This is a genomic window from Rathayibacter sp. PhB127 (assembly GCF_003751665.1).
GTDB lineage: Bacteria > Actinomycetota > Actinomycetes > Actinomycetales > Microbacteriaceae > Rathayibacter > Rathayibacter festucae.
Genome location: NZ_RKHW01000002.1, coordinates 610,322 through 626,410 on the forward strand (window position 1 = coordinate 610,322; position 16,089 = coordinate 626,410).

Sequence of the window (16,089 nt, forward strand, 5' to 3'; positions counted from 1 at the left end):
GACTCATTCCTGCGGCGCTCGTGCGCGCCGCGACGATTCGGTCAGCCGTTGCGGTCGACGACCGTGTCGGCGAAGCGCGTGAGCGCCTTGCGGACCGGCCCGTCGGGCAGCGGGGCGAGGGCGTCGACGGCCTCATCGGCCCAGGCGTGGGCCTCGGCGAGGGTCTGCGCCGTCACGGGGTGGTCGCGCAGCTGCGCGATGGCGTCGGAGATGTCCGCACTCTGCTCGTCGGTGTGCGCGATCGCGTCGTTCGTGCGGCTGACGTAGCTCTCGATCCGGGCGAGCAGCACGGCCGCCTCGCGGTCGGACGCGGCGCGCTCGCGCAGGCGCAGGATCGGCAGCGTCGAGACGCCGGCGCGGATGTCGGTGCCCGGGTTCTTGCCGGTCTCCTCCGGCTGCGGCGAGAGGTCGATCACGTCGTCGACGATCTGGAAGGCGACGCCGATCTTCTCGCCGAAGACGCGCACCGCCTCCTCGAAGGGCGCGGGCGCCTCGGAGAAGACGACGCCGGTGCGGGCGGCGGCGGCGATCAGCGAGCCCGTCTTGTCGGCCAGGACGCCGAGGTAGTGCTCGACCGGGTCCTCGCCGGTGCCCGGGCCGACGGTCTCGTGCAGCTGCCCGAGCACGAGGCGCTCGAAGGTGTCGGTCTGCAGCCGGATCGCGCGCTCGCCGAGCTCGGTCATCAGCTGGTTCGCTCGGGCGAAGAGCAGGTCGCCGGTGAGGATCGCGACGTTGTTGCCCCAGACGGTCTGCGCCGACGGCACGCCGCGGCGCTTCTCCGCCTCGTCCATCACGTCGTCGTGGTAGAGCGAGCCGAGGTGGGTGATCTCGATGGCCTGCGCGGCGCTGAGCACCTCGGGGGTGTTGCCCCGGCCGAGCTGCGCGGTGAGCAGGGTGAGCATCGGCCGCACCCGCTTGCCGCCGGCCTCGAGCAGGTAGCGCGTCGAGACGTCGGCGACCGCGTCCGCGAAGGACAGCTGCTGGACCATGCCGGCCTCGACCCGCTCCAGCCCGTCGTCGATCGCGCGCGCGAGAGCGCGGTCCGGAGCGGTCGAGAAGATGCGCTCGGAGAGGCCGAGCTGCGCCGTCAGAGACGGACTGCGGCGGGCGACGGGCGCACTGGCGTTCACACTCAAACCCTAACGTCTCGGCCCGGCAGGCCCCTGGGCGCGCATCAGGTCGCCGCGATCGGCTTGATCCCGCGGTGCAGGGCCACGATCCCGGCGGTGAGGTCGCGGTAGGCGACGCGCTCGAAGCCGGCCGCGCGGAGCCAGCCCGCGACGACCTTCTGCTCGGGCCAGGCGCGGATGGAGTCGCCGAGGTAGTCGTAGGCCGGGTCGTTGGAGGAGGCGAGGCCGACGATCACGGGCATGACCTTCGACAGGTAGAAGTCGTAGGCGGCGGCGAGGGGCTTCAGCGGCGGGGTCGAGAACTCGCAGATCACGACGCGGCCGCCGGGCTTGACGACGCGGAAGAACTCGGCGAGCGCCGTCCGCGGCTCGGAGACGTTGCGCAGACCGAAGGAGATGGTGACGGCGTCGAAGGAGTCGTCCTCGAAGGGGAGCTTCATCGCGTCGGCGAGGACGAACTCGATGAGCTCGTTCTCGGCGTGCCTGCGGCGGCCGACCGAGATCATCCCGCGGGAGAAGTCGGCGGCGACGACCTGCGCTCCGGAGCGCGCCAGCGAGGCGCTCGAGGTGCCGGTGCCGGCCGCGACGTCGAGGATCCGCTCGCCCGGCGCCGGGTTGACGGCGCGGGTCGTGGCGATCCGCCAGAGGTGGTCGTTGCCGACGGACAGGACGGTGTTCGTCAGGTCGTAGGCGGGCGCCACCGTGTCGAACATGGCAGCGACCTCGTCGGGCCGCTTGGTGAGGTCTGCCTTTGTCACGATCAACGAGTCTAGGGCGAGGAGCGGAGTGGCGGCTGTGCATCCACCGCCCTTGCACATCCGCTCAGGCGACCGGCGCCGGACCGGCGGAACCGCGCGCGGGGAGCGGGACGGAGCGGAGGTGCCGGGGCCGCCTTGCTCCGCCTAGCTGCGGCGGCCCCGGACGAGGAAACCGTAGCAGCGGGCCCCCGGGCGAGGGTGGTCCCGGCGCACAACGTCTCGCTTTCCGACGCGGGCGTACTGTGGAGCAGTGACATCGACCGGGGCCGGGGCTCCTCCCCTCCATGCCGAGACGACTCCGCTCGACGGCCCGCACGAGCTGATCACCCGCGTCGATCCGCGGCAGCCGCTGCTCTGGCAGCGCGGTGGCGCAGGACTGGCCGGGCTCGGCGAGGCTCTGCGGCTGGAGTTCTCCGGCCCGGATCGCATCCGCGAGGCCTCCGCTGCGTGGCGCGAACTGTCGGCTGCGGCCGTCGTCGCGGATCCGCTCGGCGTCCCGGGCACCGGACTGGTGGCCTTCGGGGCCTTCGCCTTCTCCAGCCGGTCGAGCGCGAAGAGCGTCCTGATCGTCCCCCGCGTGGTTCTCGGCTCTCGGGGCGGGCGATCGTGGGTGACCCGCATCCGCACGGCCGACGAGACGGCCGGCTCGACGGCGGTCCCCGCTCCGCTGCCCTTCGGCGACGAGTTCCGCCTCCCCCTCCTCCCCGGTGCGATGACGCCGGACGCGTATCGCGCCGCCGTCGCGTCGGCCGTCGGCTCGATCCGCTCGGGCGCCCTCGAGAAGGTCGTCCTCGCCCGGGACCTGCAGGGACGGCTCCCCCGGGACGCCGACCGCCGTCGGCTGCTCCGCGATCTCGCGAACGGCTACCCGGACTGCTGGACCTTCGCGGTCGACGGCTTCCTCGGCGCCAGTCCCGAGACGCTCGTCGGGGTCGACCACGGCGCGATCACCGCGCGCGTCCTCGCCGGCACGAGCGCGCGCGGCGGCGACGCGGACGAGGACGCCGCGATCGTGCGCGCCCTCCTGGCGAGCCCGAAGGACCGCTCCGAGCACGCGTTCGCCATCGCGAGCCTGCTCCGCGAGCTGCAGCCGCACACCGGCGCGCTCACGACCACGCCGGAGCCCTTCGCTCTGAAGCTGCCGAATCTGTGGCACCTCGCGACCGACGTCCGCGGGACGCTCGACGACGCCTCGACGGCGCTCGACCTGGTCCACGCCCTGCATCCGACCGCCGCCGTCGCCGGCACGCCGACCGACCGCGCGCTCGCCCTGCTGGAGGAGCTCGAGCCGTTCGACCGCGGCCGCTACGCCGGTCCGGTGGGCTGGATCGACGGCAACGGCGACGGCGAGTGGGCCGTGGGGCTGCGCAGCGCGCAGGTCTCCCCCAACGGCGCGGTCACCGCGTGGGCCGGTGCGGGCATCGTCGCGGACAGCGACCCCGCCACCGAGCTCGCGGAGACCGGCATGAAGTTCCGGCCGATCCTCGACGCCCTGAGCTGACGGCCTCGGACGCCCGGGCGGGAGATCAGCGCTCGAGCGCGATCTCGACGATTCCGGGGCCCTCGCCGGGTGAGGTGAGCGCCTGCTCCAGCTCGCCGCGGGTGGCGACGAGGCGGTGCGTCCAGCCGTAGGCCTTCGCCAGGGACGCGATGTCGACGGTCTGCGGCGTGAACTGCACGCGGTCGAAGGCGTCGGGAGCGGAGCTGGTGGCGACCTCGAGACCGTCGAAGATGGTGCCGCCGCCGTCGTTCACGACCACGAGCTGCACGCGCGGGCGGCGCTCGCCCGGGGCGAGCAGCAGTCCGCCCGCCTCGTGCAGGAGCGTGAGGTCGCCGAGGACGACGCGGGTGGCGCCGCCCGAGCCCGCGTCGGCGGCCTGCGAGGCGACGGCGATGCCGAGGGCGGTCGAGACCGTGCCGTCGATGCCGGCGAGCCCACGGTTGGAGTGCACGGTGATCCGCTTGCCGGGCAGCGAGCCGTCCGCGACGCGGATGAGGCGGGAGGCGCCGAAGAGCAGGCGGTCGTGCGGCCAGGTGACGCGCCAGACGGCGGCGACGACGAACTCGCGGGTGAGCGGTGCGCGGATCGCGGTCAGGGCGTTCCGGGCGTAGCCCCGGCGGTCCTCGATCGACATCGAGCCGCCGTCGGGCGCCTCGGGGATCGCATCGGGGTCGGCGTCGGCCAGGAGCGCGCGGCTCGCCGACACCCAGGAGCCGGCCCAGGCGCGCTCCGACCGCTCGGGCCGCGGCGAGTCCTCGGGACGGACGACGGCGAGATCGCGGACGCTCCGGGCGCGGCGGCCGGGGTTGTAGAACTCGCGGCGACCGCGGTCCACGACGATCACCTCGACGTCCTCGCGGCGCAGCAGCTCCGGGACCTCGCGGGAGAGGGTCGGGTGGCCGAGGACGATCGCCCGGCGGACGCGGCCGCCGAACCCGGGCTCGGAGAGGAGGCGTCGCCAGGCGACGACGAGCTGCGGACCGAAGCGGGCCCCGGAGGAGACCTCGGCGAGCAGCGGCCAGTCGCCGGTGCGGGCGAGCGCCTCGGCCTCGGCCCCGGCCTTGTCGCCGGCGATGACGACGGTGAGGGGCTCGAGCGGGCCGGCGGCGATCGTCTCCGGGGCGAGTGCGGCCTCGTCCGGGGCCGGTGCGGCGGATCCGGGCTCGGGCACCTCGAAGGCGGGCAGGCGCGAGGACAGCGGGTCACGGAAGGCCAGGTTGAGGTGCACAGGGCCGCCCGGGCGGAGCGCCGCGGCGTGCGCGCGGTCGGCGAGGGCGCTGGCCGACTCCGCCGGCGTCTGCGCGTCGGGGGCGGCGACGTCCTCGAAGAGGCGGACGGCGCGGCCGAACAGCTCGACCTGGTCGGTGGTCTGGTTGAAGCGGATGCCGCGCAGCTCGCCGGGGCGGTCCGCCGTGAGCACGATCAACGGCACGTCGGAGGCGTCGGCCTCGAGCACGGCGGGGTGCAGATTGGCGGTCGCGGTGCCGGAGGTCGTGATCAGGACGGCGGGCGAACCGGTCTCGAGTGCGAGGCCGAGGGCGAGGAATCCGGCGGAGCGCTCGTCGATCCGGACGTGCAGACGGACGCGTCCGCGGGTCTCGAGCTCGGCCGCGACGAGCGCGAGCGCCTGGGAGCGGGAGCCGGGTGAGACGACGATGTCGCGGACGCCGAGCGCGACGAAGCGGGTGAGGAGGTCGACCGCGAAACGGGTGGAGGGGGCGACCGGAGCCGCGTCAGGCATCCCGACGGCCGGTGCCGTCCGACTCGCCGGAGTCGTCGAGATCGGCGAGGTCGCGCTCGAGCTGGGCGATGCGCTCGGCCTGCTCACGCTCCTTCTCCGGATCGCGCTCGCGGCGGAGGGTGCCGAGGAAGTCGGGGTCGTCGTCCGGGGCCGTGAAACGCCGACCCTCGGAGCGCTGCTTGCGAGGGCGGCCGATCCAGAACCAGAGGCCCGCGCCGATGATCGGCAGCAGGAGGACCACGAGGACCCACGACCACTTCGGGATCGCGCGCACCGAGTGGCGATTGCTCAGGGCGACGTCGATCACGGTGTAGACCGTGAAGACGGCGAGGGCCACGAGCAGGCCGATGAACAGGCGGATCATGGTGTCCAGTGTACGTCCGGGGTCCTCGAAGGAACGGGGCGCACGGATGCTGGACAGGGAGCTCCCGGGGTGCTCACGGACGCGCATGCGGGGGCCGACGTACACTTGCCCGGTGAAACTGAGCCGCGCGGTCGTCGTCTACTCGCTCCTGCGTCTGGCCATGTTCGCCGGCGTCTTCGTGCTGGTGTACCTGCCGGCGCGCTCCTTCGTCGACTCCGAGCTGACGGCGGCGGTGACGGCCGGCTTCGTCGCCGCCATCGCGAGCATGTCGCTCTCGTACATCGTGCTGCGCAAGCCCCGCGAGCGGATCGCCGAGGCCATCTACGAGCGCCGCAAGGACGTCCCCCGCACGCCCACCGACGACGACATCGAGGACGCCGCGGTCGACGCGGCCCGCGACGGCCGCCCGGGCGCCTGACCCCGCCGCGAGATCGGCCTGCTCGCCTCGCCGCTCGGTGACGGTGGGTCTCGATACGCCCCTCCGGGGCTGCTCGACCAGCGATGGATGCGCGCGACGCGCATGCGGGTGGGTCAGAAGGCGAGGGCTGCGCCGAGGATCGCGGCGTAGGCGAGGCCGCTGAGGCTGGTGAGCTGCAGGGCGAGGATGAGCTCCTTGGCCGTGCGCGCGGTCAGGGTGATGAGGATCGCCGGCAGGACGGCCAGGAGGACGAAGAGCGTCAGCCAGGCGAGCGGGTAGAACAGCGCCAGCACGACCGCGATCCCGAACGGCACCAACACGAAGGCGCTGTACATCGCCCGCGCGATGGTCGGGCCGACGACGACCGCCAGGGTCCGCTTGCCGGAGAGGCGGTCCGTCGGGATGTCGCGGATGTTGTTGACCATCAGCACGGCGCAGGCGAACAGGCCCGCGGCGACGGCGCCGAGCCAGGACTCCTGGTTCGCGCGGCCGATCTGCACGAACGTCGTGCCGACGGTGGCGACGAGTCCGAAGAAGACGAAGACGAAGAGCTCGCCGAGGCCGAGGTATCCGTAGGGGCGCCGGCCGCCGGTGTAGAACCAGGCGGCGGCGATCGCGGCGGCGCCGATGATCAGGAACCACCAGAAGCCGGACAGGAAGGTCAGCACGAGGCCCGCGACGCCCGCGATCCCGAAGAAGACCAGCGCGACGGTGAGCACCGCGCGCGGCTTGGCGGCACCCGACCCGGTGAGCCGCGAGGGGCCGACGCGGTTCGCGTCCGTGCCGCGGATGCCGTCGGAGTAGTCGTTGGCGTAGTTGACGCCGATCTGCAGGGCGAGCGAGACGACGAGGCAGAGCAGGGCGCGCACCCAGTGCCAGCCCTCGTCCGTGACCTGCGTCGCTCCGGTGCCGATCAGGACGGGGGCGATCGCGAGCGGGAGGGTCCGCAGCCGGGCTCCGGCGATCCATTCGCGCGGGCCGGCGGGCTGCACGACGACCCGGCGGGGGTCGCCGCCGGGTCGTCCGCTCCGGGGCTTCGCCGACGGCTTCTTCTTGCGACTCGAACTCGACACGGAGGGAATCCTACCGAGTGGTCCCTGCCCGTCCCGGGCCGTCGGCCGCAGGGCGATGCGTCGTTCTCCGCCCCCGTCCGGGCCTGTGCTCAGACCGCTCCGTCCGCCGCGAGGCTCTCGAGGGTGCGGCGGTCGGGCTTCCCCGAGGCGAGCAGCGGGATCTCCGCGAGGGCCAGGACCGCCGCCGGACCGGCTGCTCGGCCCAGCCGCTCGACCACCTCGGAGCGCACCCGCGCCAGGTCGGCGTCCGGCGCGGTCGTCGCGACCACCGGCACCTCGCCCCACTGCGCGTCCGAGCGGCGCACCACGACCGCGTCGGGCAGGAGCCCGTCGCGGAGCACCCGCTCGACCGCGTCCAGCGAGATCTTCTCCCCGCCCGAGACGATCACGCGGTCGAGGCGGCCGGTGACGCTCAGGCGGCCGTCCTCGACGACGCCGGCGTCACCGGTGCGGTACCACCGCTCGCCGTCGAGCGAGACGAAGGCGGTGGCGCTGCGCTCCGCGTCGAGGCCGCCGTCCGCGTCGAGGTAGCCCTCCGCGAGGGTCGGGCCGCCGAGCAGGACCTGGCCGTCGACGACGCGCATCCGCACGTCGCGCAGCGGGACGCCGTCGTAGACGCAGCCGCCGGCGGTCTCGCTCGAGCCGTAGGTGAGCCGGATCCGCACGCCGAGCGCGGCGGCCCGGTCGCGCAGCGTCTGCGGGGTCGACTGGCCGCCGATCAGCAGCGCGTCGAAGGAGGCGAGGACCGCGGCCTCGGCGGGCACGCTCTCCGCGAGGTCGAGCAGCCGGGCGAGCTGCACCGGTACCAGCGAGGAGTAGCGCCGCTCCCCCGCGGGCATCGTCCGGGCGAGGGCGAGGAAGGCGGCGGCGTCGAAGCCGCCGGGCGGCAGCACGACCGGGTCGACGTCGGCGGTCAGCGAGCGGACCAGCACCTGCACTCCCGCCACGTAGTGCGTCGGCAGGCAGAGCAGCCAGCGGCCGGGGCCGCCGAGCTCGGCGAGGGCGGCGGAGGCGCTGGTCAGCAGCGCCGAGGTGGCGAGCGCGACGCGCTTGGGCGGGCCGGACGAGCCGGAGGTCTCGACGACCACGGCGACGCGCTGCGGGACGGACGCGTCCGCATCCGGGTCCGACTCCACTCCCGGAGCCGCGATCCGCACCGCGGGACCGCTGCCGTCGAGCGCCGCGCGCAGGGCGATGAGCACCTTCTCCGGAGCCGGATCGACGGAGGCGAGCGGGCGGGTCATCGCCGCGCCGCCCCGGATCGCGCCGGCCCGGTCCCCGCCGCCGTCGTCAGAACTGCCACGGGAAGGGCGACCAGTCGGGCGCGCGCTTCTCGAGGAAGGAGTCGCGGCCCTCGACGGCCTCGTCCGTGCCGTAGGCGAGGCGGGTGGTCTCGCCTGCGAAGAGCTGCTGGCCGACGAGGCCGTCGTCGACCGCGTTGAAGGCGTACTTCAGCATCCGGATCGCGGTGGGCGACTTGGTCAGGATCGTCTCCGCCCATTCGAGGGCGGTCGCCTCGAGCTCGGCGTGCGGGACGACCGCGTTCACGGCGCCCATCTCGTAGGCGCGCTGCGCGGAGTACTCACGGGCGAGGAAGAACACCTCGCGGGCGTTCTTCTGGCCGATCTGGCGGGCGAAGTAGGCGGAGCCGTAGCCCGCGTCGAACGAGCCCACGTCGGCGTCGGTCTGCTTGAAGCGGCCGTGCTCCTCGGAGGCGATCGTCAGGTCGCAGACCACGTGCAGCGAGTGCCCGCCGCCGGCCGCCCAGCCGGGGACGGCGGCGATGACGACCTTGGGCATGAAGCGGATCAGCCGCTGCACCTCGAGGATGTGCAGGCGGCCGTTGCGCGCAGAGTCGATGCCCTCAGCGGTCTCGCCGTCGGAGTAGCGGTAGCCGTCGCGGCCGCGGATGCGCTGGTCGCCGCCCGAGCAGAACGCCCAGCCGCCGTCGCGCGGGCTGGGGCCGTTGCCGGTCAGGACGACGACGCCGATGCGCGGGTTCGTCCGCGCGTCCTCGAGTGCGCGGAACAGCTCGTCGACGGTGCGCGGGCGGAAGGCGTTGCGCACCTCCGGCCGGTCGAACGCGACCCGGGCGATGCGGCCCGACCGGTCGTGGTGGTAGGTGATGTCCTCGAGACCGTCGAACCCGTCGACCGGCGCCCAGCGGCGCGCGTCGAACAGCTCGGAAACCTGCGTGCTCATGGCTTCGACCCTACTGTCGGGGGCTGGGGGCGGGATCGGTCCGGTTGCGCGCATGCTGGTCGAGTAGCCCGCAGGGCGTATCGAGACCGACGGCACCAGCACTGCGGACGACGGGGATCTCGATACGCCCGCTGCGCGGGCTACTCGATCAGCATGAAGTGCGCCCGCTGGGCGGGCTGCTCGATCAGCATGAGGTGCGCCCGCTGCGCGGGCTGCTCGATCAGCGGAGGACGCGCCCACTCCGCGGGGTCCTCCGTCGGCGCGGACCCCGGGGACGCGAAGAGGGACCCCGCGCAGGCGGGATCCCTCGACGGGTGGTGCGGTGGTGCTACTTCGCGGCGGAGGTGGTGCGGTTCTCGGCCGACACCATCCAGGCGTACTGCTCGAGGCTCTGGATGATCGCGTGCAGGAGGTCGGCGCTCGTCGGGTCCTCGTCGTCGACCTGGTCGTGGACCTCGCGCATGGTGGCGGCGGTGTTCTCGAGGCGGATGGTGATGAGGTCGACGGTCTCGGCGGTGTCGATCTCGCCGTGCGGGTACTCCGGGAGCGTCGTGGTCGCCGCGACGGTGTCGCTGCGGCCGTCCGGGATGCCGTGCAGCGCGCGCATGCGCTCGGCGATGTCGTCGCTGAACTCGCGCGCGGCCTCGATGATCTCGTCGAGCTGGAGGTGGAGGTCGCGGAAGTTCTTGCCGACGACGTTCCAGTGCGCCTGCTTGCCCTGGACGTGCAGCTCGATCAGGTCGACGAGGACGATCTGGAGGCTGTCGAGCAGCTCCTTGGAGGCCTTGAAGCCCTTCTCGGCGTTCTGGCGGCGGCTGGTCTTCGCTCCGGAGCCCGCGGGGGCTTCGACGTGGCGTTCGAGGGTGGTGGTCATGGACCGTTCCTTTCTCTGACAGTGCCGGGATGCGGAAAACCCGACTTCGATTGTGACTCTTTCGGCTGGACGTCGCCCGGACGCGCGGGGTGCGCGACCTGGACGGCGCCGGGACTGGGGGGGCCGGACGCCCGGGGCTAGATCGTCGCGACCGATCCCGAGTCGACGCGGTAGTTCGAGCCGTTCACGAAGGAGGCGCGCTCCGAGCAGAGGAACGCGATGACCGCGGCGACCTCCTCGGGCCGGCCCCGTCGCTTCAGCTCCAGGTAGGGCCGCTCCTCGTCGAGGAAGGACGAGATGGCCTCCTCCTTCGAGGTGCCGTTCTCGTCGGCGCGCTTGTCCATCATCGCGTCGGTCATCGGCGTGTGGATGAAGGCCGGCGACACGGCGTTCACGAGCAGGCCCTCGAGGGCGTAGGAGCGGGAGAGGCCCTTGGCGAGCGCCAGCACGCCGGCCTTCGCCGCGCAGTAGGGCAGCTCGTCGTCGTAGGGCTGCACCGCGTCCTCGGAGGCGGTGAGCACGAGGCGGCCCCAGCCTCCGGAGCGCAGGTCGGGCAGGAACTCGCGGACGAGCCGGACGGGGCCGAGCAGGTCGGTCTCGAGCGTGCTGGTCCAGCCCTCGTCGTCGATCTCGTGGAAGAGGCCCTGGGCGCCGGTGACGCCCGCGCACTGCACGAGGATGTCGATCTCGCCGACGGCCTCGGCCGTGCGCTCGTGCAGGGCGGCGAGCTCGGAGACGCTCGTGACGTCGGCGGCGAAGGCGTGCAGCGTCCCGTCCGCGGCGCCGAGGCGGGCGGCCGCCTCGTCGAGCTTCCCCTGGTCCTTGTCGCTCAGGACGACGGTGACGCCCTCCGCGAGCAGGAGCTGGGCGGTGTGCCAGCCGATGCCGGAGTCGCCGCCGGTGACGAGGGCGGTGCGCCCGGAGATGCCGAGATCCATCTGCTCTTCCTTCCTGCCGCTCCCGGGCACGCCGCGCAGGACGGTCCGGGGTGATGAGTCCGGTCTACGCGCCGCGGCGGGAGCCCCTCAACCGGGTTGCGCGAACCCGTCGCCGGGTCTAGCGGTGCGCCGCGCCGATCGTCGGGGGCCCGGACGCCGCCGTCAGCGCTCGCCGACCTTCTCCGGCGCCAGCTCCTCGATCGTGATCGCGGCGTTGATCAGCGCGAGGTGGCTGAGGCCCTGCGGCAGATTGCCCCAGAACGCGAGGTCGTCGACGGCCACCATCTCGGACATGATGCCGACGTCGTTCGGCACCGTCTCGACCAGCTCGTCCATCAGCGCGATCGCCTCGTCGTGCCGGCCGACGCAGGCGAGCGCACCGGCGAGCCAGAACGAGCAGGCGACGAACGGGTGCTCCTCGGCCTCCATGCCGGAGTAGCGGAACAGCAGGGCGCCGCGGCCCAGCTCCTTCACCAGCGCGTCGATGGTCGAGACCATCCGCTCGCCGCGCTCGTAGCCGCTCGGCGCGTGCAGCAGGACGGAGGCGTCCAGCTCCTCGCTGCCCGGGTACATCACGTAGGAGCCGAGCTCCTCGGACCAGCAGTTCTCCTCGATCCAGTCGCGGATGCGGTCGCGCTCGAAGCGCCAGCGGTCGGGGCTGCCCGCCACCTGGCCGAGCTCGGCGAGGTGCACGGCGGCGTCGAGCGCCTGCCAGCAGCCCATCTTCGAGGAGGTGTAGTGCTGCTCCTCCTCGAGCTCCCACATCCCGGCGTCGCGGTTGCGCCAGAGGTCGCAGGTGGTGTCGGCGATCCGCGCGAGCAGCCGGCCGGTCTCGATGTCGAGGACGTTGCCCTCGTCGACGTAGATGCGGCAGATGTCGAAGAGGTCGCCGAAGACGCCGAGCTGGAGCTGGCTCTGCGCGCCGTTGCCGGCGAGGACCGGGCCGATGCCCGCGTAGCCGGGCACGTCGTACTCGGTCTGCTCGATCGGCAGCGAACCGTCGAGGCCGTAGAAGATGTGCAGATCCGGGCCGTGCTCCTTGATCGTGCGCAGGAGCCAGGAGAGCGCCGCGTGCGTCTCCTCGCGCAGGCCGAACCGCACCAGCGCGTGTGCCGTGTACGCGGCGTCGCGCACCCAGGCGAAGCGGTAGTCCCAGTTCTTGCCGCCGTTGGGCGACTCCGGGAGCGAGGTGGTGGCGGCTGCCGCGATCGCGCCGGTGGGCGAGTAGATCAGCAGCTTCAGCGCGAGCGCGCTGCGCTGCACCGCTCCGGCCCAGGGCCCGTCGTAGGAGAACTCGTCGGACCAGGACTGCCAGCTGGCGAGCGTGCGGTCGATCCCCCGGTCGACGTTCACCGCGACCGGGAAGTGCAGGGGCTCGTCGTGCGTCGCCGAGACGACCAGGACGTGCCGCTCGCCGCCCGCGGTCGCGACGAAGCCGCCCGCCAGCTCGTCGCCCGCGCCGGAGGGCGCCGACTCGTCGACCGGTCCGTGGTCCTTCCCGGTGACGCCGATGGTGATGTCGCCGGCCCGGATCAGCGAGCGGCCGTCCGCGTTCTGGATCCACGGGGAGAAGGTGCCGAGGCCGGTTCCGGGACGGACGACCCAGCGCATCCGGACTTCGCCGTCGGTGCACTCGACCCGGCGCGCCAGCTCGGCCCACGGCAGGCGCCCGGCGATACCCGTCACCAGCGCGTCGGTCACCGTCACGGTGCCGGACTCGGTGGTGAAGGTGGTCTCGAGCACGTTCGTGTCGCCCACGTAGCGGCGGGTCGTCTCCGCGGGCTCCTCCGGGGCGAGCTCGATGCAGCCGCCGGTCTTCGCGTCGATCAGCGCGGCGAAGGCGGGGGTCGAGCCGAGGTCGGGGACGGGCAGCCAGTCGACGCTCCCGTCGCTCGCGATCAGCGCGACGGTGCGACCGTCGCCGATCGCCGCGTAGTCGCGCAGGGGTCTGGTCGCTCGGGGTTGGGCCATGCCCTCACGCTAGGCGGCGCGCGGGTCGTCGGCTCGGGCTTGCGAGGTCACCCGGTTGCCGGTACCGGAGGCTCAGGTGGCGGCGACTCCGCCGTAGGCCTGCATCCGCTCGGTGAACTCGGCGCGGTCGCCCTCCTCGAGGATCGCGTTGGCGTAGCCCGCGAGGAACGCACCGCTGTCCGGCGGCGTCAGCCCGACGTCGTCGAGCATCTGCTCGACCTCTCCGGTGCTGTCGGCGCCGAGATCGACGAGGCCGATCTCGATCGCGGGCACGTCCTCCACCGTGGAGTAGGCGGTGACGACCCAGAGCGCGGCGCCCGCCTCCTCGTCGCTCAGGTCGCCCTCGTACTCGTAGCCGACCTCCGACCACTCCGCCGGGGTGTCGGCGACGTCGACGGCGTCGAAGCCCAGCGGCGCGACCGCGGCGGTGAACACGTCGACGACCGCCTGCTTGGCGGCGTCGGAGCCGAGGTCGGCGTCGGCGTAGCTCGTGGCGGAGATGTAGTCGTAGAGGAGCGACGGGCCGCCGTAGCCGTTCTCGGAGCGCTCGTAGTACTCGTCGTCGGCCGAGGTCCAGCCGTCGAGGACGGTCGACTCGATCGCCGCGACGGCCGCCTCGGACTGCGCGATCGCGGCCTCGGCCGAGGGCTGCGCGAGCACGATCGCGGCGTCGCCGTCCTGGTAGCCCGGGTAGTCGTAGAGCGGGTCCGTCGGGTCGCCGGCGTCCGGGCCGTCGGTCGCCTCGCCGAACGGCTCGTCGGTGAAGCCGGGCGCCGCGGTCGGCAGGGCGTCGGCGGTCGCGTCGATCGCGGTGCCGATGCCGAGAGCGAGCAGCGTGCCGAGCACGCCGGTGTAGACGACGCCGACGACGATGCTCGCGCCCAGGGCGATCCAGCCGCCGGTGCCGAGCGGCCGGGGTGCCCCCGGGACTCCGGGCGGCACCGCGGGCGACAAGCTCATCGGGGGCGGGCTCACGGGTACCTGGCTCATCGCATCCCTCCGGGGTCGAGCGTCGTGGACGCCAGTCTCGCACGGGGGCGGGCACCGGTCGGCGGCGAGGACGGACTGCCCGCGGTCGTCGTCGACGCGGCAGGAGCGCCGCCCGTCCCGGCCCGCTCCCCCGGCGGAGGATGATGGCGGGATGGACGATGTCGTGCCCGCTCCCCTCCCCGCCGCTCTGCCCGCCCTCGAGGAGGTCGACGCCGGACTGCGCGTCGTGGCGCTGCCGCTGCGCACCCGCTTCCGCGGGGTGGACCATCGCGAGATCGCCCTGGTCCGCGGGCCGGAGGGCTGGACCGAGTTCTCGCCGTTCCTCGAGTACGGGCCCGCGGAGTCGGCCGCCTGGCTGCGCGCCGCCCTCGACTACGGCTGGAACGAGCAGCCCGCGCCGCTGCGCGGCCGCATCCCGGTGAACGCGACCGTGCCCGCGGTGGACGCCGGCGAGGTCGCCGCGATCCTCGCGAGCTACCACGGCTGCCGCACCGCCAAGGTGAAGGTCGCGGAGCGCGGGCAGACCCTGGCCGACGACGTGGCGCGGGTCGCCGAGGTGCGCCGGGTGCTCGGGCCGGAGGGCCGCATCCGCGTCGACGCGAACGGTGGCTGGAACGTCGACGAGGCGGAGCACGCCGTGCACGCGCTCGCCTCCGCCGACCTCGAGTACGTCGAGCAGCCGTGCGCGAGCGTCGACGAGCTCGCCGACCTGCGCCGCCGGGTGAAGTGGATGGGCATCCCCGTCGCCGCCGACGAGAGCGTGCGCAAGGCCGCGGATCCGCTCGCCGTCGCGCGCGCCGGTGCCGCCGACCTGCTCGTGGTCAAGGCCCAGCCGCTCGGCGGGGTGCGGCGGGCGCTTCAGATCGTCGCCGAGGCGGGGCTGCCCGCGGTGGTCTCCAGCGCTCTCGACAGCTCGGTCGGGCTGGCGATGGGAGCGGCGCTCGCCGCGGCGCTGCCCGAGCTGCCCTACGACTGCGGGCTCGGCACGGCCTCGCTGCTCGCCGCCGACGTGACCGAGCGGCCGCTGCGGCCCGTCGACGGCGCGATCCCGGTCGAGCGGGTCGAGGTGTCGGAGGCGCTGCTGCTGCGCCACGCGGTCGCGCCGGAGCGGCTGGCCTGGTGGCGTGACCGCCTCCGCGAGACGTGGGCGCTGCTCTGAGGCTCTCAGGGCCCGCCTCCGCTCAGGCGGGCGGCGCGAGCACCGAGATGATCGCCGAGTCGTCCGCCGCCGCGAGTCCCTGGGCCGCACCGAGCAGGAAGAGCTGCTCGGCCGCCGCGGCGACCGGCGTGGCGAGCCCCGCGCCGCGCGCCGCCGTGGTGACGATGCCGAGGTCCTTGACGAAGATGTCGAGCCGGCTCAGCACCTCGGCCCCGCCGTCCTCGCCGGCCTGCAGCATCCGCGGCCCGCGGTTGCCGAGCATGAACGAGCCGGCCGCTCCGGCGGAGAGCGTCTCGAGCGTGGCCGCCGGGTCGAGGCCGAGCTTCGCGGCCAGCGCGAGCGCCTCCGCCCCGGCGGCGATGTGCACGCCGCAGAGCAGCTGGTTGACGGTCTTGAAGGCCTGCCCGTCTCCGGGCCGGTCGCCGATGACGCTGAGGGTGGAGGCGAGCAGGTCGAGCACGGGACGGGCCTGCTCGCGGGCGGCGGGCGTCGCGCCGACGACGATCAGCAGGTCGCCCTCCCCCGCGCGCACCGGTCCGCCGCTGAGCGGGGCGTCGACCAGGTCGACCCCGTGCTCGGCGAGCGCCGCCGCCACCTCGGTCACCTCGGTGATGCCGACCGTGCTGGTCATGATCACGACGGAGCCGGCACGCAGCGCGGTCGCGATCCCCTCGGAGTCGGCGCCGCCGAAGAGCACCTCGCGCAGCTGAGCCCCGTTGCGGACGGCGAGCAGCGTCGCATCGGCGCCGGCCACCGCCTCGCGGGCCGAGCCGAACGGCGTGATGCCGGCCTCGCGGGCCAGCGCGAGGCGCGGCTCGGCGATGTCGAAGCCGTGCACGGTCAGCGAGCCGGCCAGGCGGGTGGCCATCGGCAGGCCCATCGCGCCGAGGCCGAGGACGGCGACGGTGTAGTCCGAGCCGGGAGTGGGAGTGGTGTCGGGCGTGGTCACGGGGTCCTCCAGGGATCGGTG

At 73.8% G+C, this 16,089-nt stretch carries 15 protein-coding genes; 3 read left to right on the forward strand and 12 right to left on the reverse strand.

Annotation, left to right across the window (positions count from 1 at the left end; translation table 11 throughout):
- Positions 1 to 41 precede the first annotated feature (41 nt).
- Together EDF22_RS13190 and ubiE are read right to left on the reverse strand one after the other, a co-directional pair.
- Positions 42 to 1,130 (reverse strand): polyprenyl synthetase family protein, encoded by a 1,089-nt coding sequence (locus tag EDF22_RS13190; RefSeq protein ID WP_123705337.1) that lies wholly within the window; start codon positions 1,128 to 1,130, stop codon positions 42 to 44.
- Positions 1,131 to 1,174: 44 nt separating this feature from the next.
- Positions 1,175 to 1,888 (reverse strand): bifunctional demethylmenaquinone methyltransferase/2-methoxy-6-polyprenyl-1,4-benzoquinol methylase UbiE, encoded by a 714-nt coding sequence (ubiE, locus tag EDF22_RS13195; RefSeq protein WP_123705614.1) that lies wholly within the window; start codon positions 1,886 to 1,888, stop codon positions 1,175 to 1,177.
- A gap of 250 nt (positions 1,889 to 2,138) precedes the next feature.
- Here ubiE and EDF22_RS13200 point away from each other — a divergent pair, with 250 nt between their 5' ends.
- Positions 2,139 to 3,389, forward strand: coding sequence for an isochorismate synthase MenF (locus EDF22_RS13200; protein ID WP_123705338.1), 1,251 nt, complete (start codon positions 2,139 to 2,141; stop codon positions 3,387 to 3,389).
- 25 nt (positions 3,390 to 3,414) lie between these two features.
- Here EDF22_RS13200 and menD read toward each other — a convergent pair whose 3' ends face one another.
- Positions 3,415 to 5,130 carry a 2-succinyl-5-enolpyruvyl-6-hydroxy-3-cyclohexene-1-carboxylic-acid synthase gene (menD, locus tag EDF22_RS13205; RefSeq protein WP_123705339.1) on the reverse strand — a complete coding sequence of 572 codons (1,716 nt, stop codon included), beginning with the start codon at positions 5,128 to 5,130 and terminating at the stop codon, positions 3,415 to 3,417.
- Positions 5,123 to 5,494 (reverse strand): PLD nuclease N-terminal domain-containing protein, encoded by a 372-nt coding sequence (locus EDF22_RS13210; RefSeq protein ID WP_123447864.1) that lies wholly within the window; start codon positions 5,492 to 5,494, stop codon positions 5,123 to 5,125. Before EDF22_RS13210 ends, menD begins: the two co-directional genes overlap by 8 nt.
- Positions 5,495 to 5,606: 112 nt before the next feature.
- On the opposite strand from EDF22_RS13210, the gene EDF22_RS13215 reads away from it, so the two are divergent.
- Positions 5,607 to 5,912, forward strand: coding sequence for a DUF4229 domain-containing protein (locus EDF22_RS13215; protein ID WP_159422135.1), 306 nt, complete (start codon positions 5,607 to 5,609; stop codon positions 5,910 to 5,912).
- Between the two features lie 113 nt (positions 5,913 to 6,025).
- On the opposite strand, the gene EDF22_RS13220 is transcribed toward EDF22_RS13215, so the two are convergent.
- The 7 genes from EDF22_RS13220 to EDF22_RS13250 all read right to left on the reverse strand — a co-directional run bounded on the left by EDF22_RS13220 (position 6,026) and on the right by EDF22_RS13250 (position 13,930).
- On the reverse strand, positions 6,026 to 6,985 hold the full coding sequence (locus EDF22_RS13220) for a 1,4-dihydroxy-2-naphthoate polyprenyltransferase (RefSeq protein WP_372487876.1): 960 nt from the start codon (positions 6,983 to 6,985) through the stop codon (positions 6,026 to 6,028).
- 89 nt (positions 6,986 to 7,074) lie between these two features.
- Positions 7,075 to 8,229: an AMP-binding protein gene (locus EDF22_RS13225; protein WP_123705341.1), complete on the reverse strand. Its 1,155-nt coding sequence runs from the start codon at positions 8,227 to 8,229 to the stop codon at positions 7,075 to 7,077.
- Between the two features lie 46 nt (positions 8,230 to 8,275).
- Positions 8,276 to 9,187 carry a 1,4-dihydroxy-2-naphthoyl-CoA synthase gene (locus tag EDF22_RS13230; RefSeq protein ID WP_123705342.1) on the reverse strand — a complete coding sequence of 304 codons (912 nt, stop codon included), beginning with the start codon at positions 9,185 to 9,187 and terminating at the stop codon, positions 8,276 to 8,278.
- A 328-nt stretch (positions 9,188 to 9,515) separates the two neighbouring features.
- Positions 9,516 to 10,061, reverse strand: a complete 546-nt coding sequence (locus tag EDF22_RS13235; RefSeq protein ID WP_123446594.1) for a Dps family protein — start codon at positions 10,059 to 10,061, stop codon at positions 9,516 to 9,518.
- 137 nt (positions 10,062 to 10,198) lie between these two features.
- Complete coding sequence (locus EDF22_RS13240) at positions 10,199 to 10,999, reverse strand: SDR family NAD(P)-dependent oxidoreductase (protein ID WP_123446595.1); 801 nt, start codon at positions 10,997 to 10,999, stop codon at positions 10,199 to 10,201.
- A 162-nt stretch (positions 11,000 to 11,161) separates the two neighbouring features.
- The gene (locus EDF22_RS13245) at positions 11,162 to 12,970 is read right to left on the reverse strand and encodes a glycoside hydrolase family 15 protein (RefSeq protein ID WP_123705343.1); all 1,809 of its coding nucleotides are present in this window, start codon (positions 12,968 to 12,970) and stop codon (positions 11,162 to 11,164) included.
- A 72-nt stretch (positions 12,971 to 13,042) separates the two neighbouring features.
- Positions 13,043 to 13,930: a hypothetical protein gene (locus tag EDF22_RS13250; RefSeq protein ID WP_148059190.1), complete on the reverse strand. Its 888-nt coding sequence runs from the start codon at positions 13,928 to 13,930 to the stop codon at positions 13,043 to 13,045.
- 181 nt (positions 13,931 to 14,111) lie between these two features.
- On the opposite strand from EDF22_RS13250, the gene EDF22_RS13255 reads away from it, so the two are divergent.
- Positions 14,112 to 15,119, forward strand: a complete 1,008-nt coding sequence (locus EDF22_RS13255; protein WP_123705345.1) for an o-succinylbenzoate synthase — start codon at positions 14,112 to 14,114, stop codon at positions 15,117 to 15,119.
- 22 nt (positions 15,120 to 15,141) lie between these two features.
- Here EDF22_RS13255 and EDF22_RS13260 read toward each other — a convergent pair whose 3' ends face one another.
- Positions 15,142 to 16,068: an NAD(P)-dependent oxidoreductase gene (locus tag EDF22_RS13260; RefSeq protein ID WP_260303450.1), complete on the reverse strand. Its 927-nt coding sequence runs from the start codon at positions 16,066 to 16,068 to the stop codon at positions 15,142 to 15,144.
- Positions 16,069 to 16,089 lie beyond the last annotated feature (21 nt).